At 44.6% G+C, this 14,683-nt stretch carries 18 protein-coding genes; 6 read left to right on the top strand and 12 right to left on the bottom strand.

The features are described from left to right. Nucleotides 1-131 precede the first annotated feature (131 nt). Nucleotides 132-893 (top strand): TatD family hydrolase, encoded by a 762-nt coding sequence (locus OCV56_RS00470; RefSeq protein WP_086711593.1) that lies wholly within the window; start codon nt 132-134, stop codon nt 891-893. A 289-nt stretch (nt 894-1,182) separates the two neighbouring features. Here OCV56_RS00470 and tatC read toward each other — a convergent pair whose 3' ends face one another. The 7 genes from tatC to rmuC all read right to left on the bottom strand — a co-directional run bounded on the left by tatC (nt 1,183) and on the right by rmuC (nt 7,502). Continuing rightward, nucleotides 1,183-1,938 (bottom strand): twin-arginine translocase subunit TatC, encoded by a 756-nt coding sequence (tatC, locus tag OCV56_RS00465; RefSeq protein WP_017060156.1) that lies wholly within the window; start codon nt 1,936-1,938, stop codon nt 1,183-1,185. A 132-nt stretch (nt 1,939-2,070) separates the two neighbouring features. Then, entirely contained in the window at nt 2,071-2,478 is a 408-nt protein-coding gene (tatB, locus tag OCV56_RS00460; protein WP_048612432.1) for a Sec-independent protein translocase protein TatB, read from the bottom strand. A gap of 3 nt (nt 2,479-2,481) precedes the next feature. After that, complete coding sequence (tatA, locus tag OCV56_RS00455; protein WP_086711591.1) at nt 2,482-2,736, bottom strand: Sec-independent protein translocase subunit TatA; 255 nt, start codon at nt 2,734-2,736, stop codon at nt 2,482-2,484. A 53-nt stretch (nt 2,737-2,789) separates the two neighbouring features. After that, nucleotides 2,790-4,424 (bottom strand): ubiquinone biosynthesis regulatory protein kinase UbiB, encoded by a 1,635-nt coding sequence (gene ubiB, locus OCV56_RS00450; protein WP_017065813.1) that lies wholly within the window; start codon nt 4,422-4,424, stop codon nt 2,790-2,792. Continuing rightward, nucleotides 4,421-5,026, bottom strand: coding sequence for a ubiquinone biosynthesis accessory factor UbiJ (locus OCV56_RS00445; protein WP_017063051.1), 606 nt, complete (start codon nt 5,024-5,026; stop codon nt 4,421-4,423). Before OCV56_RS00445 ends, ubiB begins: the two co-directional genes overlap by 4 nt. 98 nt (nt 5,027-5,124) lie before the next feature. Next, on the bottom strand, nt 5,125-5,904 hold the full coding sequence (gene ubiE, locus OCV56_RS00440) for a bifunctional demethylmenaquinone methyltransferase/2-methoxy-6-polyprenyl-1,4-benzoquinol methylase UbiE (protein WP_086711902.1): 780 nt from the start codon (nt 5,902-5,904) through the stop codon (nt 5,125-5,127). A 65-nt stretch (nt 5,905-5,969) separates the two neighbouring features. Continuing rightward, the gene (rmuC, locus tag OCV56_RS00435) at nt 5,970-7,502 is read right to left on the bottom strand and encodes a DNA recombination protein RmuC (RefSeq protein WP_086711589.1); all 1,533 of its coding nucleotides are present in this window, start codon (nt 7,500-7,502) and stop codon (nt 5,970-5,972) included. 138 nt (nt 7,503-7,640) lie between these two features. On the opposite strand from rmuC, the gene OCV56_RS00430 reads away from it, so the two are divergent. Together OCV56_RS00430 and OCV56_RS00425 are read left to right on the top strand one after the other, a co-directional pair. Further along, complete coding sequence (locus tag OCV56_RS00430) at nt 7,641-8,549, top strand: DMT family transporter (RefSeq protein WP_086711587.1); 909 nt, start codon at nt 7,641-7,643, stop codon at nt 8,547-8,549. Between the two features lie 162 nt (nt 8,550-8,711). Next, entirely contained in the window at nt 8,712-8,945 is a 234-nt protein-coding gene (locus OCV56_RS00425; protein ID WP_086711900.1) for a DUF2933 domain-containing protein, read from the top strand. 81 nt (nt 8,946-9,026) lie between these two features. Here the strand turns inward: OCV56_RS00425 and cueR are convergent, their stop codons facing one another. Continuing rightward, complete coding sequence (gene cueR, locus OCV56_RS00420; protein WP_086711585.1) at nt 9,027-9,422, bottom strand: Cu(I)-responsive transcriptional regulator; 396 nt, start codon at nt 9,420-9,422, stop codon at nt 9,027-9,029. A gap of 355 nt (nt 9,423-9,777) precedes the next feature. On the opposite strand from cueR, the gene OCV56_RS00415 reads away from it, so the two are divergent. Beyond that, complete coding sequence (locus tag OCV56_RS00415; RefSeq protein ID WP_261901415.1) at nt 9,778-9,900, top strand: SHOCT domain-containing protein; 123 nt, start codon at nt 9,778-9,780, stop codon at nt 9,898-9,900. 135 nt (nt 9,901-10,035) lie between these two features. On the opposite strand, the gene OCV56_RS00410 is transcribed toward OCV56_RS00415, so the two are convergent. From OCV56_RS00410 to ftnA, 3 genes are all read right to left on the bottom strand, one after another. Continuing rightward, nucleotides 10,036-11,229, bottom strand: coding sequence for a BaiN/RdsA family NAD(P)/FAD-dependent oxidoreductase (locus OCV56_RS00410; protein WP_086711580.1), 1,194 nt, complete (start codon nt 11,227-11,229; stop codon nt 10,036-10,038). A 250-nt stretch (nt 11,230-11,479) separates the two neighbouring features. Then, nucleotides 11,480-11,803 (bottom strand): universal stress protein UspB, encoded by a 324-nt coding sequence (gene uspB, locus OCV56_RS00405; protein WP_009848060.1) that lies wholly within the window; start codon nt 11,801-11,803, stop codon nt 11,480-11,482. 68 nt (nt 11,804-11,871) lie between these two features. Continuing rightward, on the bottom strand, nt 11,872-12,399 hold the full coding sequence (gene ftnA / locus OCV56_RS00400) for a non-heme ferritin (RefSeq protein WP_017066029.1): 528 nt from the start codon (nt 12,397-12,399) through the stop codon (nt 11,872-11,874). Nucleotides 12,400-12,588: 189 nt separating this feature from the next. On the opposite strand from ftnA, the gene uspA reads away from it, so the two are divergent. Beyond that, a complete protein-coding gene (gene uspA, locus OCV56_RS00395) occupies nt 12,589-13,023 on the top strand; it encodes a universal stress protein UspA (RefSeq protein WP_017060149.1) in 435 nt (144 codons plus the stop codon). Nucleotides 13,024-13,075: 52 nt separating this feature from the next. Continuing rightward, complete coding sequence (locus tag OCV56_RS00390; RefSeq protein ID WP_086711576.1) at nt 13,076-13,954, top strand: carboxylate/amino acid/amine transporter; 879 nt, start codon at nt 13,076-13,078, stop codon at nt 13,952-13,954. A gap of 112 nt (nt 13,955-14,066) precedes the next feature. Here OCV56_RS00390 and OCV56_RS00385 read toward each other — a convergent pair whose 3' ends face one another. Further along, the gene (locus OCV56_RS00385) at nt 14,067-14,657 is read right to left on the bottom strand and encodes a hypothetical protein (RefSeq protein WP_086711574.1); all 591 of its coding nucleotides are present in this window, start codon (nt 14,655-14,657) and stop codon (nt 14,067-14,069) included. Between the last annotated feature and the right edge of the window lie 26 nt (nt 14,658-14,683).

The raw sequence follows: 14,683 nt of genomic DNA, 5'->3' as shown, positions 1-14,683 counted from the left end.
GATGGCTCAGGACGCTAGCAGTAAAATATGAAACCCACTCAAAAACAGGGATAAATGGCAAAAAATGACCTTCTCCTCACACTGCCGTATACTCATGACAACTCAGTAATGACCGCTTTCAGGACAAAACAATGATCGACACCCATGCTCATATTTACGCTAGTGAATTCGATGAAGACCGCGAACAAGTGGTGCAGCGTGCGCTTGCTCAAGGTATTAATACCATTCTGTTACCGAACATCGATTTAGAATCTATCGAGCCAATGCTAGCGACGGAAGCTCAGTTTCCTGATGTGTGCCGTTCAATGATGGGCCTACACCCTTGTTATGTGGATGCAAATATCGAGCAAACCCTCAAAACCATTCGAGCTTGGTTTGATAAGCATGACTTTATCGCGGTGGGTGAGATTGGTATCGACTTGTACTGGGATAAAACCTTTAAAGCCGAACAAGAGATGGCCTTCGTCACCCAGCTACAGTGGGCAAAAGAGCTCGAGTTACCTGTAGTAATCCACACACGAGATTCTATTGAAGAGACACTTGCCCTACTCCGTACAGAACAAGATGGCAGCTTACGTGGCGTATTCCACTGCTTTGGTAGCAGCTTAGAGGAAGCTCAAGCAATCAATGCGTTAGGTTTTCACTTAGGTTTAGGCGGCGTATCGACCTTTAAGAACTCAGGGATGGATAAGGTGATCCCACACCTTGATATGAATTACGTCATTCTAGAGACAGATTGCCCATACTTAGCACCAACACCGAATCGCGGTAAACGCAATGAACCAGCCTATACAGAATTGGTGGCAAAACGCATCGCCGAATTGCGCGGAATTACCCTTGAAGAAGTCGAAAGCATAACCACCGCCAATGCTAAATCACTGTTTAATCTATGATAAATCTATTAATAAGTAATTATTATGGATTTTCCATGAATTTATTTGAGAAAGCTAAGTGATACATATAGTATCAACCGCCTGCATATGGAGGTAGTTGATTATGTGTGACCACTCACAACACTTACAACGTCAGCATCGAACTCTATGGCATAAAATTTGGGGCATCAAAGAGCTCTATATATGTCAGAACTGTGGCTATCAGTTAAAGATTCGATAAACAGACATAATAAAAAAGCGGCCCTAGGCCGCTTTTTTATTATGTGATTTTTACTGAAGGCATACCGAATTAAGATTCAGCTTCTTCCTCTTCATCAGCATCTGGCTTACGCGTATAAAAACGTGCGAAGAACAGACCAATCTCAAATAGAATACACATTGGAATCGCCAACAATGTTTGCGAGATCATATCTGGTGGTGTCAGCATCATACCAATGATGAAAGCACCTACGACAATGTAAGGACGCTTTTCAGACAAAGATTGAGGCGTTGTTGCCCCCGTCCAACACAACAAGATAATCGCAACTGGCACTTCAAAGGCAATACCAAAAGCAAAGAACAGCGCGAGTACAAAATCAAGATAGCTTGATATGTCGGTTGCGAACTCTACTCCCCCTAATGATATGGCTGTAAAAAAGCCAAATACCAACGGGAATACAATGAAGTAAGCGAACGCCACACCACAGTAAAACAACAATGAACTCGAAGCTAATAGCGGCATGATCAAGCGTTTTTCATGCTTGTATAAACCCGGAGCAACAAAAGCCCACACCTGATATAAAATAAACGGAACCGCGAGGAATATAGACGCGATCAAAGTTAATTTCAGTGGTGTGAAAAATGGCGATGCAACATCGGTTGCGATCATCGTCGCCCCTTCCGGTAGACGATCTACCAAAGGTGCTGATACGAATTCATAAATATCATTAGCAAAATAAATTAGCCCGACAAATATCACTAGCACCGCGACAATCGCGCGTAGTAGGCGATTACGTAGTTCTAGAAGATGGCTAATTAAAGGCTGTGTCTGCTCAGTCGAAGACATGTCAAACCTCTTAAACAGGAAGATCGAAAAGGAGTCGCGCACCTATCTATCCAGTTGAATTGGTATCCACTTGAATAGGTATCTACTTAAACATCTTGCGACTTAAGTATCTGGCGACCCCTCCTTGCGAGACTATTCGGCTTTCTTATCTGACGGTGCTGAAGCTTCGCTGTTAACCTGAATAGTTTCAGATTCCACAGTTTCCGTGACACTAGGTTTAGTCTCACTAGGCTTATCAGACTCAGGCTTAGCATACGGACGTTGAACCTCAGCAGCGGCCTGCTTGAGTTCATCGACTGATGCTTTTAGGTCTGGGGATAAATCTTCCATACCCATTTTTTCCGCCTTGCGCAGGTTTTCTTGCAGCTCTTGCACCTTAAGCTCGTGAGAAAGTTCATCTTTCACACTGTTTGCCATGCTTTTCGCTTGTCCAACAAACTTGGAAATACTACGAATCGCCACAGGTAAACGCTCAGGTCCTAAAACCACTAACCCAACGACAGATATTAATACCAGTTCCCAAAAACCGATATCAAACACGATTTACGCCTGCTCTTTGTCTTTCTTTGTTTCAGCAGTTGTTTCAGCGTGAGCTTCTTTCTTCTGCTGTTCAATATTCTTTGGTTCGAAGTCTGCATCTTTCTTATCTGCAGGCTTGTCTTCATCGCTCATCGCTTTTTTGAAGCCTTTAACCGCTGAACCTAAGTCACCACCCATACCGCGCAGTTTCTTTGTTCCGAATAGCAAAATTACAATTACAGCAATGATTAGAAGTTGCCAAATACTGATACCACCCATTGTCATTGTCCTCGGGTCTGTCTACACATAAAAATATTAAGAGAGTCTACTGTCTAACGACGGTAAGCTCGCCAACTAAGCAGCCAAAATGTGACACCTGCGATGCCACAGCCCATAGATAGCTGCTCATAAGGGCTTGAAACTAATATTGCGGAGCATACGACTAAAGTGGCTCCAACGCCAAACAAAAACTTTCCAGTTGCTTGCTGACGCTTACTATCTCTGTAACCTTGATAAAGCTGATCCATTCTGTGGTTCATCGCTTTACCTTGGCGCAAGCTGTCATAAAGTAACTCTGGCAGCTCTGGCAGTTTTTCTGCCCAGAATGGCGCACGCTCTTTTACTGCGTTGATCACAGCTTGCGGCCCCACCTGATTCATCATCCAGGTTTCAAGGAAAGGCTTAGCGGTTGCCCACAAATCAAGTTGCGGATACAACTGGCGACCTAGGCCTTCCACATACAACAAGGTCTTCTGAAGAAGTACCAACTGAGGCTGAACCTCCATGTTGAAACGTCTTGCTGTATTAAATAAGTTTAGCAACACATGGCCAAATGAGATCTCGCCAAGTGGTTTTGCAAAAATCGGCTCACACACCATACGAATCGCGAACTCAAAATCATTGACGTTGGTGTCGTGTGGAACCCACCCCGAATCAACGTGTAGCTCTGCAACTTTACGATAATCTCGATTGAAGAAAGCCAGCAGGTTCTCTGCTAAATAGCGCTTATCTTCACTGTTAAGCGTGCCGACAATGCCACAATCCAAACCAATCCACTGAGGGTTATCTGGATTTTCTGGGTTAACGAACACGTTGCCCGGATGCATGTCTGCATGGAAAAAGCTGTCTCGGAATACTTGAGTGAAGAATACCGTCACGCCACGTTCCGCCAGCAATTTCATGTTGGTGCCGTTGGCTTCTAGCGTCTCAATATCGGATACTTGAATACCATAGATTCGCTCTGACACCATCAGGGTTTCACTGCTTAAATCAGGGATAACCTCAGGGACATACAACTCTTCACTGCCTTCAAAATTACGTCGTAGTTGAATCGCATTGGCCGCCTCTCGGCGCAGGTCTAGCTCATCAAGTAACGTTTTCTCGTACTCATGAACGACCTCAACGGGTTTCAAACGACGTGCTTCAGGAAGCGACTTAGCGACTATACGCGCCATTCGGTGCATCAGTTTTAGATCTGCGTCAATCACCGGGCGAATATCAGGTCGAATTACCTTCAGAACAATCTCGCGACCACTCTCTTTAAGCTTTGCGGTATGCACCTGAGCGATAGAAGCAGAAGCCAGGGGCTCGATATCAAAGTCAGTGAACCAGTTATCTAAACTGCCACCGAGTGCCTTTTCCATATCTTGCTTAGCCAGTTGACCATCAAACGGCGCAACTTGGTCTTGCAACAACGCTAACTGATCGGCGATATGAGGAGGGAACAGATCACGACGTGTCGACATCATCTGTCCAAACTTGATCCACACAGGGCCAAGTTCTTGCAACGCAAGACGCAAGCGATGACCCAACTCTTTATCTTGATGCTTGTTCTTAAGCCAAAACAGTGACTTTCGCGCCAATAGAGGGGCTTTAGTCAGTTGGTGTTCCGGCATCAACTCATCAAGGCCGTATTCCAACTGTACCTTGATAATATGATAAAGACGTTTCAGTTCTGCTGGGGTCATGCTTTCTCCAACAGAGCGTTCAACTTAGCTTCAAGACGAGCAGCAGAGCTTTTTACGTCGTCAACTTGGTCGCAAAAGTGCGCGACTTCTAACGGTGCGGGTGCGATCTTCCACTCTTCAGTCAGAACTTGAGCAACATGGTTTTGATGCTTAGTCGCTTGCTTCGCCACAAAACCACCGACGTTTTTAACGCCTTGGACCAAGGTATGCGCAACCACATCGCCCGTTACGCGCGATAACCACTCTTCTAAGTCCGGCTTGCAGTCTGTCATCAGCTGAGCAAATTTCTGAGCCAGTTGAATATCACCTTCTAAGATAAGCTTATCTTGCTTGATCAGCTTAGTGATGTTCGATTGCTCACGCAGTTCCGGTAACACCGATAGGTTCAAAGATAGGTAGCAATCAGGCTGCCCTTCGTATTCCGACAACACATCAATTTGTTGGCTGAAAACAAAAGTGAGTGTTTTATTCAACTCTTTCAAATTAACTTGAATGATCTGCCCCTTTAAACGAGACAAACGACGAACCAAAGCTGGATCATCGTTCACGAAAGTATTTAAAGAGGTTTCAATAACCGCGGTTACCAATGGATCAAATGGCATGACTGTCCTTACCTTTGAAAACGGATAAGCGTTAACCTATCCGTTCTGTCTTTATTCTTATTTTTTAGCACGCCCTACGAGCCTGCTACCAAGTTCGACTAGAACTTGTAACCGCGGTGCAGCGCAACAATGCCGCCCGTTAGGTTGAAGTATTTAGTATTCTCGAAACCCGCTTCCTGCATCATGCCTTCCAAGGTTTCTTGGTTAGGGTGCATGCGGATAGATTCTGCAAGGTAACGATAGCTGTCTGCATCGTTAGCAATCAGCTCACCCATTTTTGGCAACAGGTGGAAAGAGTAGGCATCATAAACCTTTGATAGCGGCTCAAGTACTGGCTTAGAAAACTCAAGAACCAACAGACGACCACCCGGCTTAAGCACGCGGTACATTGAACGCAGCGCTTGGTCTTTATCGGTTACATTACGCAGACAGAAGCTGATGGTAATACAATCGAAGTAGTTGTCTGGGAAAGGCAGCTCTTCAGCGTTTGCTTGAACGTAATGTACGTTGCCCACAATACCGCTATCACGCAGCTTATCACGACCAACATTCAGCATTGAGTTGTTGATATCAGCAAGAACCACGTGGCCTTTTTCACCAACGATACGCGAGAACTTCGCAGTCAGGTCACCGGTACCACCACCAAGGTCTAGGATACGTTGACCCGGGCGAACGCCACTGCAATCAATCGTGAATCGCTTCCACAAGCGGTGAACACCACCCGACATTAAGTCATTCATGATGTCGTATTTAGCGGCTACAGAGTGAAATACCTCTGCTACTTTCACGACTTTTTCGTCTTTTGCGACTGTTTCGAAACCAAAATGTGTGGTTTCTGACTCTACTGCTGAATTTGTCTGCACGCTTGTGTCCATAATGCTGTTATCTACCATGGTAAGTTCTCATCGACAGCGCTCTTTGTATTTAGAGGCGCTGCGGCCGATTAGTTTACTTTATCCTCAGCAGGTTGTCTTTCTACTAAGGAGGCATTTTCTGAAAAAGCCTCATTTTGCGCCATTTCAGCCAAACCAATCGAAATCGGTTTCTTCACTTCAACACCCAATTGCTTGAAGCTTTCGGCCTGACGAATCACGTTGCCACGCCCCGTCACTAGCTTATTCATCGCCCCTTGATAGCTTTGGTTGGCTCTATCAAGCGAGCTACCAAGGCCTTCCATATCATCAACAAAGAGGCGCAGCTTGTCGTAAAGCTTGCTCGCACGCTCTGCAATGATTTGTGCATTCTGGTTCTGCCTTTCGTTACGCCACAAGTTATCAATGGTACGCAGTGCCACCAGCAGGGTGGTTGGGCTGACCAAGATGATGTTTTGCTCCATCGCATCTTTCACCAAGCTAGGGTCAGCTTGAATTGCCACTTGGAATGCGGGTTCAACTGGGATAAACATCAGTACATAATCCAAGCTTTGGATGCCTTTGAGCTGATGATAATCCTTCTGGCTCAGTCCTTTGATGTGCGCTCTTAATGAGACTAAGTGATCACGTAATGCGGCATCACGCTGTTGATCGGTTTCGGCATTGAAGTAGCGCTCAAACGCGACCAATGCCATTTTAGAATCCACCACCACTTGCTTATCTTGTGGCAAATGGACAATCACATCTGGCTGATAGCGCTTGCCGGCATCGTTCTGTAGGTTCACTTGTGTTTGGTATTCGTGACCTTCGCGCAGCCCTGATTCAGCAAGCACGCGAGCCAGAACTACTTCACCCCAGTTACCTTGTTGTTTGTTATCGCCCTTTAGTGCTTGAGTCAGGTTAACCGCTTCACGCGTCATGCTCTCATTAAGACGTTGCAGGTTCTTAAGTTCGTGTACCAAGGTGTGACGCTCTTTGGCTTCTTGGCTGAAGCTATCGTTCACTTGTTTCTTGAAGCCTTCCAACTGCTCTCTTAGTGGAGACAACAAACCTTCTAAGCTCTGCTTATTCTGCTGATCGACCTTAGCGGTTTTGGTTTCAAACAATTGGTTTGCTAGCAGCTCAAACTGCTGCTTAAGTCGAGATTCCGCTTGCTCTAGCAACTGCAGCTTTTCGCTATTGGCGAGGTTTTCTTGGTCATGCCTTGCCTCTTGCTCTCGAAGTTCAGCCTCCAACTCAGATTTATGGTCTTTCAACACATTGATCTCATCAGCGTACTGCTGGCGTTCTTGTTTGACCGCTTCGAAATAGCGCAGTTTTTCCATCGCAGCCATCACCTTGCCATGCGCTTGTTTGAGTTCGAATGCCGCTTTGTCTCGGTCATCATCCAACTCATTGAGCTCTTGTTGTGCCTCTGCGAGTGATGATTTGAGCTGAGCCTGCTGAGATTCATGCAACAAACGATCGGACTCTAGCTGCTGCTCGAGCAATCGCTGCTGAAAAGAGAGCTTCTGTTTAATCCACCAGCCCACGACACCACCACTGACGAGCGCGCCAGAAATTGCAGCAATAAGCGTTGCCTGATGTTCGATAATCCATTGCATGATAATGATTTAGCCTAATTGGAAATAACTCATTAAATGGTATTTTGATACTGGATAAATGTCCAGTTTGCCGTATTAAAATTCGACAGATAGACTAGGCGCTCCGTATTCTGTCCCATCAAATTAGAATGAGTTGCCATGAACGAACGTCGTGCCTTGGGCTTTGGCCTTTCCGCAGTACTGCTGTGGTCAACGGTCGCTACTGCTTTTAAGCTGACCCTTGCTGAGTTTTCACCTATTCAAATGCTGACTATCGCTAGCATTGTGTCGTCGATTGCGCTGATCGCAGTCTGCGCCTTTCAAGGCAAGCTTTCTCAACTGAGTACCACGTTTCTTTCAAACCCTTGGTATTACTTACTGCTTGGTTTGGTTAACCCTCTAGCCTATTACCTGATTCTATTCAAAGCCTACGACTTACTGCCCGCTTCTCAAGCTCAAGCTATCAACTACAGCTGGGCAATCACGCTAACCTTAATGGCGGCAGTGTTTCTGGGGCAAAAGATTCGTAAGCAAGATTGGATTGCCTGTACCTTCAGCTATGCGGGTGTGGTAGTTATTGCCACCAAAGGCGATGTGTTAGGCATGCAGTTCGATAGCCCACTCGGTGTGGCCTTAGCTCTGCTTTCAACGCTGCTGTGGGCGGGCTACTGGATTTTAAATACCAAAAATAAAGCTGACCCTGTGGTGGGTGTATTGCTTGGATTCTTAGTGGCATTACCCTTCGCGATCGGTTTAACCCTTTACGAAGGCGAAAGCTTTAGCCAAATTACGGCGAAGGGTTGGATGGCGGTGACTTACGTTGGCTTATTCGAGATGGGCATTACCTTTGTATTGTGGCTATCAGCACTCAAGCTAACCAACAATACGGCTCGTATCAGCAACCTAATCTTTGCCTCGCCATTTATCTCGTTGATGCTACTTTCCACGATTATCGGCGAAGAAATTCACCCAGCGACACTGTTTGGCTTGGTACTGATCATTGCTGGTCTTGTTATCCAGCAGATCAAATGGGGAAAGACAAAGGCCCCGATTAAGACTGATAACTAACTCAAAAAATGGCTAGTTATTACGCTAGCCTTTTCAGTACCCCTCGGCATAATTTCAAGTTTGCCAAATTAGTTGTTTAAAAGCGTTGACCTTACTGTTACTGGAACCTTCATGCTACAGCCAGTTCAAAAAACGCATCCAACAATTAAGGCAACCTCTACTATGAACACCAAAAAACTTTGTAAAATCATCTGCATATTATGTCTAGGTCTACCTGTAGCATTTTTCTTATTCGCAGGTAATCTCTCGACCGAAGCTCTAACCGGCCTTGCTATTCAGGTGATTCTTTGTGGTGTGATGATGTTTGCGATGATGAAAATGATGGGCTGTAATAAGCCAAAATCAGAAACTGATGAAACCAACGTTGATAACGAAAAACACAATAATCCATCGTAACCAGCAGAACCTAGTAAGATTGCTTAGGCTTCACACGCCGGAGTCTAAGCCCGTACTTTCGATCTAACAATAACTGTTAAGTTAGTCTGTGTCAGACAACGAGTGAACAATCGGGCAATCTGGAGAATCCCCGCCCTTACATTTACTCGCTAATCCTTTTAAAGTGTCCAACATAGAATTTAATCGCTCCACTCTAAGCTCTATCTCTTCAATCTTCTGTAAAGTAAGATCCTTAACCTCCCCGCTCGCACGGTTTTCATCCCTTTGCAGATCAAGCAACTGCTTCGTTTCTTCTAAGTTAAAGCCGGCTTCTTTTGCTTTAGCAACAAAGCCCAATTCATCCACAATAGTTTGAGTAAAGAAGCGATACCCATTTTCAGATCTCGGTGGTGTACTAATTAGACCAATACTTTCGTAATAGCGAATCGTTTTACTGGTTAAGCCCGTCTGTTTTGATACTTGGCTAATATTGAGCATTAAGATTCCTTGAACACTGAGTGGATTGGCCTTTACAACGAAAAAACCGACATCCGTTAAATGATAGTACCTACATTACAGCATTTCTTTACCACCAATATATAACCCCGTTAATACGTCGTGACCAAAGGTTTCTATTTGAAATGGTTATGAGTAAGAACAGAGCACTGAGTTCAGAATATAATTCACATTTTCCCAAAAAGTCATTGACCTTCCTGTAGCTAGAACCTTCAAAATCAGTTCCGTCAACACGACAATTCACTTTAAAGATTAAGGGAAAACTATGTTTGGGTATCATGAATTTCACTGGCTAATGCCAATCTCGATGGCTCTTTTTTGGGGAACAATTATCTATATGATATTTTCCAACAACGACTCAACCACAAAAACAGTGAGTGCTGCTGATATTGCAAAAAAGCGTTACGCTAACGGTGAAATCTCAGTAGAAGAGTTAAATGAAATCAAAAAGAACCTATAACTTACAAAGCGTTATATGCTCTCAACAACCCTCATACTTATCAACGTAGGCATGAGGGTTTGTCTATCAAAATCAGAACAAAAGAGGCTAATATGCAGAGCTACTACGGGCGAACTTTATTGTCTCTACACAAGCTTAAACCCACTGGCCTGCAGCAAAGCCAGAACTCCAACACCATTGGAAGTTATAACCACCAAGCCAACCCGTTACATCCATTACTTCACCTATGAAGTAGAGGCCAGAAACGCTCTTACATTCCATGGTTTTTGAAGATAGGTGATTGGTGTCCACACCGCCTAAAGTGACTTCCGCAGTACGGTAGCCTTCGGTGCCGTTTGGCGCAATTTTCCAGTTCTCTAGGTGCTCAACAATACCACTAAGCTGCTTTTCATTAAACTGCTTGAGCGGTTTGTCTTCCAGCTCTTTACGGTCAATTAATACCTCAACAAAACGCTTTGGCAGTGCTTTCGCCAAGGTGTTTTTCAGGCTTTGATTTGGGTGCTTCTCGCGAGAATTTGCAAGCAGTTCAGCCACATCCACTTCAGGAACTAGATTAATCGAAACCGATTGACCCGCTTTCCAGAATGAAGAGATTTGCAGTACCGAAGGACCAGATAGACCACGGTGCGTAAACAGCAGTGCTTCTTTAAACAAGGTTCCGTCTTGCGCCGTGATCTCTGCAGGAATCGCAATACCAGAAAGCTCAGCGAAATCTTCTTTGTCTTCTTTATGTAGCGTGAACGGCACTAAGCCTGCTGTGGTCGGCATGACGGACAGACCGAATTGCTCTGCAATCTTGTAGCCAAATGGCGTTGCGCCCAGCTTAGGCATCGATAAACCACCGGTCGCGACCACCAGTGAATCACATTCAACTTGGTCGGTATTGAGGTGCATCTTGAAGCCAGAGTCGGTCTTTTCGATAGAGTGAACATCACAACGGTAGCGCTGTTCGACTTTTGCTTGCTGACACTCTTCAAGCAACATGCTCACGATGTCTTTTGCTGTATGGTCATTCACACAGAACAACTGGCCATGATCTCGCTCTTCGAACTCAATGCCGTACTTGCTCACCATCGAGATAAAATCCCAGTTGGTGTATTGAGATAAAGCTGACTTCACAAAGTGAGGGTTGTTACACAGGAAGTTGTTTGCTGAAACATCATAGTTAGTGAAATTACAACGGCCACCACCTGAGATTAAAATTTTTCTGCCTGGCTTTTTCGCATGATCAACCACCAGCACTCGTCGGCCACGTTTACCGGCTTCCGCGGCACACATTAAGCCTGCGGCGCCCGCACCAATTACGATTACATCAAATTTTTCACTCATTGTGGTTCTGCTTTCTTCACTTTGCACCTTGAGGACGCCCTGTTCTCAAAATGCCATCAATAAAAAAGGATGTGCATAAACAGCACATCCTTACTAATTGCTCGCTATTTTAGCGGCAATTTTAAACTTTGCAATTGATGTTCAATTGTACAATTTGCAGACAGCAGTAAAACCACTACTTGGCTTAGCGAACCAACAACCGAAGCTTTACACCAAAAACCTAAGTTCTACTTCACACGTACTAAATAACTTAGACGATGAAAGAAGACAGCAACGTTACACCGAGCAAAGCGGAAGAGAGTATGAATAACTGCCTTACACGATCGCACTTCGAAGTAAAAACTTCGTCGTGATGATGGTGATACTCTTTGCTTTTGATGTAACTAAACAGGCGAACCTGTTTGGTCATATTGCCATGGGTTGTGAAAAAACCGCCTCCATCTACTTGTTGATAAAGTAGAGGATGCGCTTCTCGCATTATATAAATGAGTGTTCTTAGCGCAGTAAAATAACGCGCCCAGTTCACGCAAGTCACAACCATTAGTGCAAATAGAATAGTGTCGCCGCTGATCATCCTTTCCTCCCTACATCTTCATAAGAAAACTCAAAAGAAAAAGACAATCAGTGTCTTTCTCGTGCTACCTAAACGGCAGGAGCTTCCATAATTGAAGATGAACCATCTTTTGCCAATTGCGCTAGGTCTTTATCAATAAAGAACAATGCTTTACCGTCTTCACCAACAAGTTCTAGCTTATCCAATACACCTTTAAACAACTTCTCTTCTTCGTGTTGCTCTGCAACGTACCATTGCAGGAAGTTAAAGGTTGAGTAGTCTTGTGTGCTGAAAGCAACGTGAGCCAATTTGTTGATCTTTTCAGTAATCATCTGCTCATGTTCATAAGTTTCACGGAACACTGCGCCAAGGCTTTCGAATTCATGTTTTGGTGCTTCAATCGCACCCAAAATTGGCATTGCACCTGTTTCGCTTACGTAAGTGAAAAGACGCTGCATATGTTCCATTTCTTCTACTGCATGAACACGCAGAAACTCAGCTGCACCTTCAAATCCTTTGTCTTCACACCAAGCACTCATTTGTAAGTATAGATTGGATGAGAAAAATTCTAGGTTAATTTGATCATTCAGTTGCTCAACCATAGTTTTTGACAGCATTTAAGACTCCTAATTACATCCTCAATTTTCTTTACTATATCACTATTTTATTAATATCTCGCTGACCATTAGTTAACCGATATTTCGAACCTTCACTACGCAAGACGATGGATATGAGATCACTTCAGCAAAAAAAGCCATCGCATAGTGCTAGTCTTTAATCAGACAATGAATAAAGGAGGTAGCGATATGAGTTACAAACATATTTTGGTCGCGGTCGATTTATCAGAAGACAGCAAATTAATTGTGGATAAAGCGGTAGCATTGGCAAAGCCATTGGAAGCCAAAGTCTCTTTTATCCATATCGATATTAACTACGCAGAGCTCTACACTGGCCTGATTGATATCAACATGGCCGAAACCCAGCACAACGCGATGGAAGCATCTCGTATTCAGCTGCAAAATTTTGCTGAGCACGCTCAATACCCGATCACCCATACCCTCGTTGGCAGTGGTGATTTAAGTCATGAGCTGTGTGACACCATCAACGAGTTCAATGTTGATCTCGTGGTTTGTGGTCATCATCAAGACTTTTGGAGTAAGCTGCTTTCTTCAACACGACAACTGATCAACGCGTCTCCGGTTGATATGCTGGTCGTGCCTCTAAGAGATTCAGAAGACTAATGATTTAAGGTTAGGTAACATACAGCTCATATCTTATTAACGAAGTTTTACTATGAGCTATTTAGCTGGTGTTACCCTCCTATGGGCCTTCTCCTTTAGCCTGATCGGCGTTTACCTTGCGGGTCAGGTTGACTCTTGGTTCTCTGTTTTAATGCGTGTTGCCCTTGCTGGCATCGTATTTCTTCCTTTTCTAAAGTTTCGCGGCATATCGCGTAAGCTGATCGCTAAATTGATGGCGATTGGTGGTATCCAGCTTGGCCTAATGTACTGCTTCTACTATCAGTCTTTCTTACTGCTGTCCGTTCCTGAAGTCCTTTTATTTACGGTTTTCACACCAATTTACGTCACCCTGATTTATGACTTTCTTAAAGGGCAATTCTCTCCGTGGTACTTAGTGACAGCTGCAATTGCGGTATTGGGCGCGGTATTCATTAAATTCGCAGGCATCAACGAAAACTTTTTAGTTGGCTTCCTTGTCGTACAAGGCGCGAACCTCTGTTTTGCTATCGGTCAGGTGGGCTACAAAGTGGTGATGGAGAAAGAATCGACCGAGTTACCTCAGCGAACAGTATTTGGTTACTTCTACCTAGGGGCGTTATGCGTCGCGTCGGTTGCTTTCATGCTGCTGGGCAACCCTGAAAAACTGCCAACCACAACACTTCAATGGGGAATCCTGATCTACCTTGGCTTGATTGCCTCGGGATTGGGTTACTTTATGTGGAATAAAGGCGCGTGCATGGTGAATGCTGGTGCGCTGGCGGTGATGAACAATGCATTAGTACCTGCGGGCCTTGTAGTGAATATCCTGATTTGGAACAGAGATGTCGATTTGGTTCGATTGTCTATTGGTGGCGCTGTTATCTTGCTCTCTCTATTCGTCAATGAGACGTGGGTAAAGAAGCGCGTTGCAAGATCCGCAAGCAACGCCTAACGGCTTTCAATGAGCTGCATGAGTTAGCTCGGATAACCCCAAAAAGCAAAAGAGCGACCTAAGGTCGCTCTTTTTAAATCATCGCGGTAGCAACAAACCATTCAAATCAACTTCAGTGGATGTGATTATGGCTCACTACCTGAGTCTTGGTTTCAGTGAAGGCAACGTCATCAAGTTGTAGGTTGATGCGTTCAAGATCACTTTCCAGTTTCTGACTTTTCTTAAACAGCTTTTGCTGCTTCTTAATCATCTTCACTAACTTTTTGTTGTACTTCTCTTGTTTCTTGGCCGCTTTCTTCGCACGCTTGAGTTCTGCTTTCTCATCACCACTCGCCTTCGCCATCAGTTTTTTCAGCTTGGCTTTTTTCTGTACTGCTTCTTTTTTTGCAAGATGAGGGGCAATATCAGCAGCGGCTGGATCGAATATTTGCACGCTAGGCTCAATTGACTCGTTGATTTCCGCGAGCGATAGCTCGGGTACAGGTAATGTTTCCGCTAACAGGCCGCATGCTGCCTTCTCTTCTACAGGCTTGTTCTGACAGCCAAGAGGTGGAATTGCTGTTGGTTTGCATAGATTAGCTTGATCCGCCGAAGAACGAGCACAAGAACGACACACAAACTTAGGTTCAGTAACCAAGCTGTGGATCTCGCCCAGGTGTTCAGTGATATCTCGACGGTTTAACTTACAAAAGCGTTTAGCCATGCTACAACTCCAGCTAAGAATAATAA

This window comes from Vibrio gigantis (assembly GCF_024347515.1).
Taxonomy (GTDB): Bacteria; Pseudomonadota; Gammaproteobacteria; order Enterobacterales; family Vibrionaceae; genus Vibrio; species Vibrio gigantis.
Note: the sequence above shows the minus strand (reverse complement) of the source record. Positions and strands in the feature narration are given on the sequence as shown.

What these genes read in the sequence shown, in the direction of transcription:
- OCV56_RS00470 (WP_086711593.1), top strand. Translation starts at nt 132, where the DNA reads ATGATCGACACCCATGCTCATATTTACGCTAGTGAATTCGATGAAGAC.
- tatC (WP_017060156.1), bottom strand. Translation starts at nt 1,938, where the DNA reads ATGTCTTCGACTGAGCAGACACAGCCTTTAATTAGCCATCTTCTAGAA.
- tatA (WP_086711591.1), bottom strand. Translation starts at nt 2,736, where the DNA reads ATGGGTGGTATCAGTATTTGGCAACTTCTAATCATTGCTGTAATTGTA.
- ubiB (WP_017065813.1), bottom strand. Translation starts at nt 4,424, where the DNA reads ATGACCCCAGCAGAACTGAAACGTCTTTATCATATTATCAAGGTACAG.
- OCV56_RS00445 (WP_017063051.1), bottom strand. Translation starts at nt 5,026, where the DNA reads ATGCCATTTGATCCATTGGTAACCGCGGTTATTGAAACCTCTTTAAAT.
- rmuC (WP_086711589.1), bottom strand. Translation starts at nt 7,502, where the DNA reads ATGCAATGGATTATCGAACATCAGGCAACGCTTATTGCTGCAATTTCT.
- OCV56_RS00430 (WP_086711587.1), top strand. Translation starts at nt 7,641, where the DNA reads ATGAACGAACGTCGTGCCTTGGGCTTTGGCCTTTCCGCAGTACTGCTG.
- OCV56_RS00425 (WP_086711900.1), top strand. Translation starts at nt 8,712, where the DNA reads ATGAACACCAAAAAACTTTGTAAAATCATCTGCATATTATGTCTAGGT.
- cueR (WP_086711585.1), bottom strand. Translation starts at nt 9,422, where the DNA reads ATGCTCAATATTAGCCAAGTATCAAAACAGACGGGCTTAACCAGTAAA.
- OCV56_RS00415 (WP_261901415.1), top strand. Translation starts at nt 9,778, where the DNA reads ATGATATTTTCCAACAACGACTCAACCACAAAAACAGTGAGTGCTGCT.
- OCV56_RS00410 (WP_086711580.1), bottom strand. Translation starts at nt 11,229, where the DNA reads ATGAGTGAAAAATTTGATGTAATCGTAATTGGTGCGGGCGCCGCAGGC.
- uspB (WP_009848060.1), bottom strand. Translation starts at nt 11,803, where the DNA reads ATGATCAGCGGCGACACTATTCTATTTGCACTAATGGTTGTGACTTGC.
- ftnA (WP_017066029.1), bottom strand. Translation starts at nt 12,399, where the DNA reads ATGCTGTCAAAAACTATGGTTGAGCAACTGAATGATCAAATTAACCTA.
- uspA (WP_017060149.1), top strand. Translation starts at nt 12,589, where the DNA reads ATGAGTTACAAACATATTTTGGTCGCGGTCGATTTATCAGAAGACAGC.
- OCV56_RS00390 (WP_086711576.1), top strand. Translation starts at nt 13,076, where the DNA reads ATGAGCTATTTAGCTGGTGTTACCCTCCTATGGGCCTTCTCCTTTAGC.
- OCV56_RS00385 (WP_086711574.1), bottom strand. Translation starts at nt 14,657, where the DNA reads ATGGCTAAACGCTTTTGTAAGTTAAACCGTCGAGATATCACTGAACAC.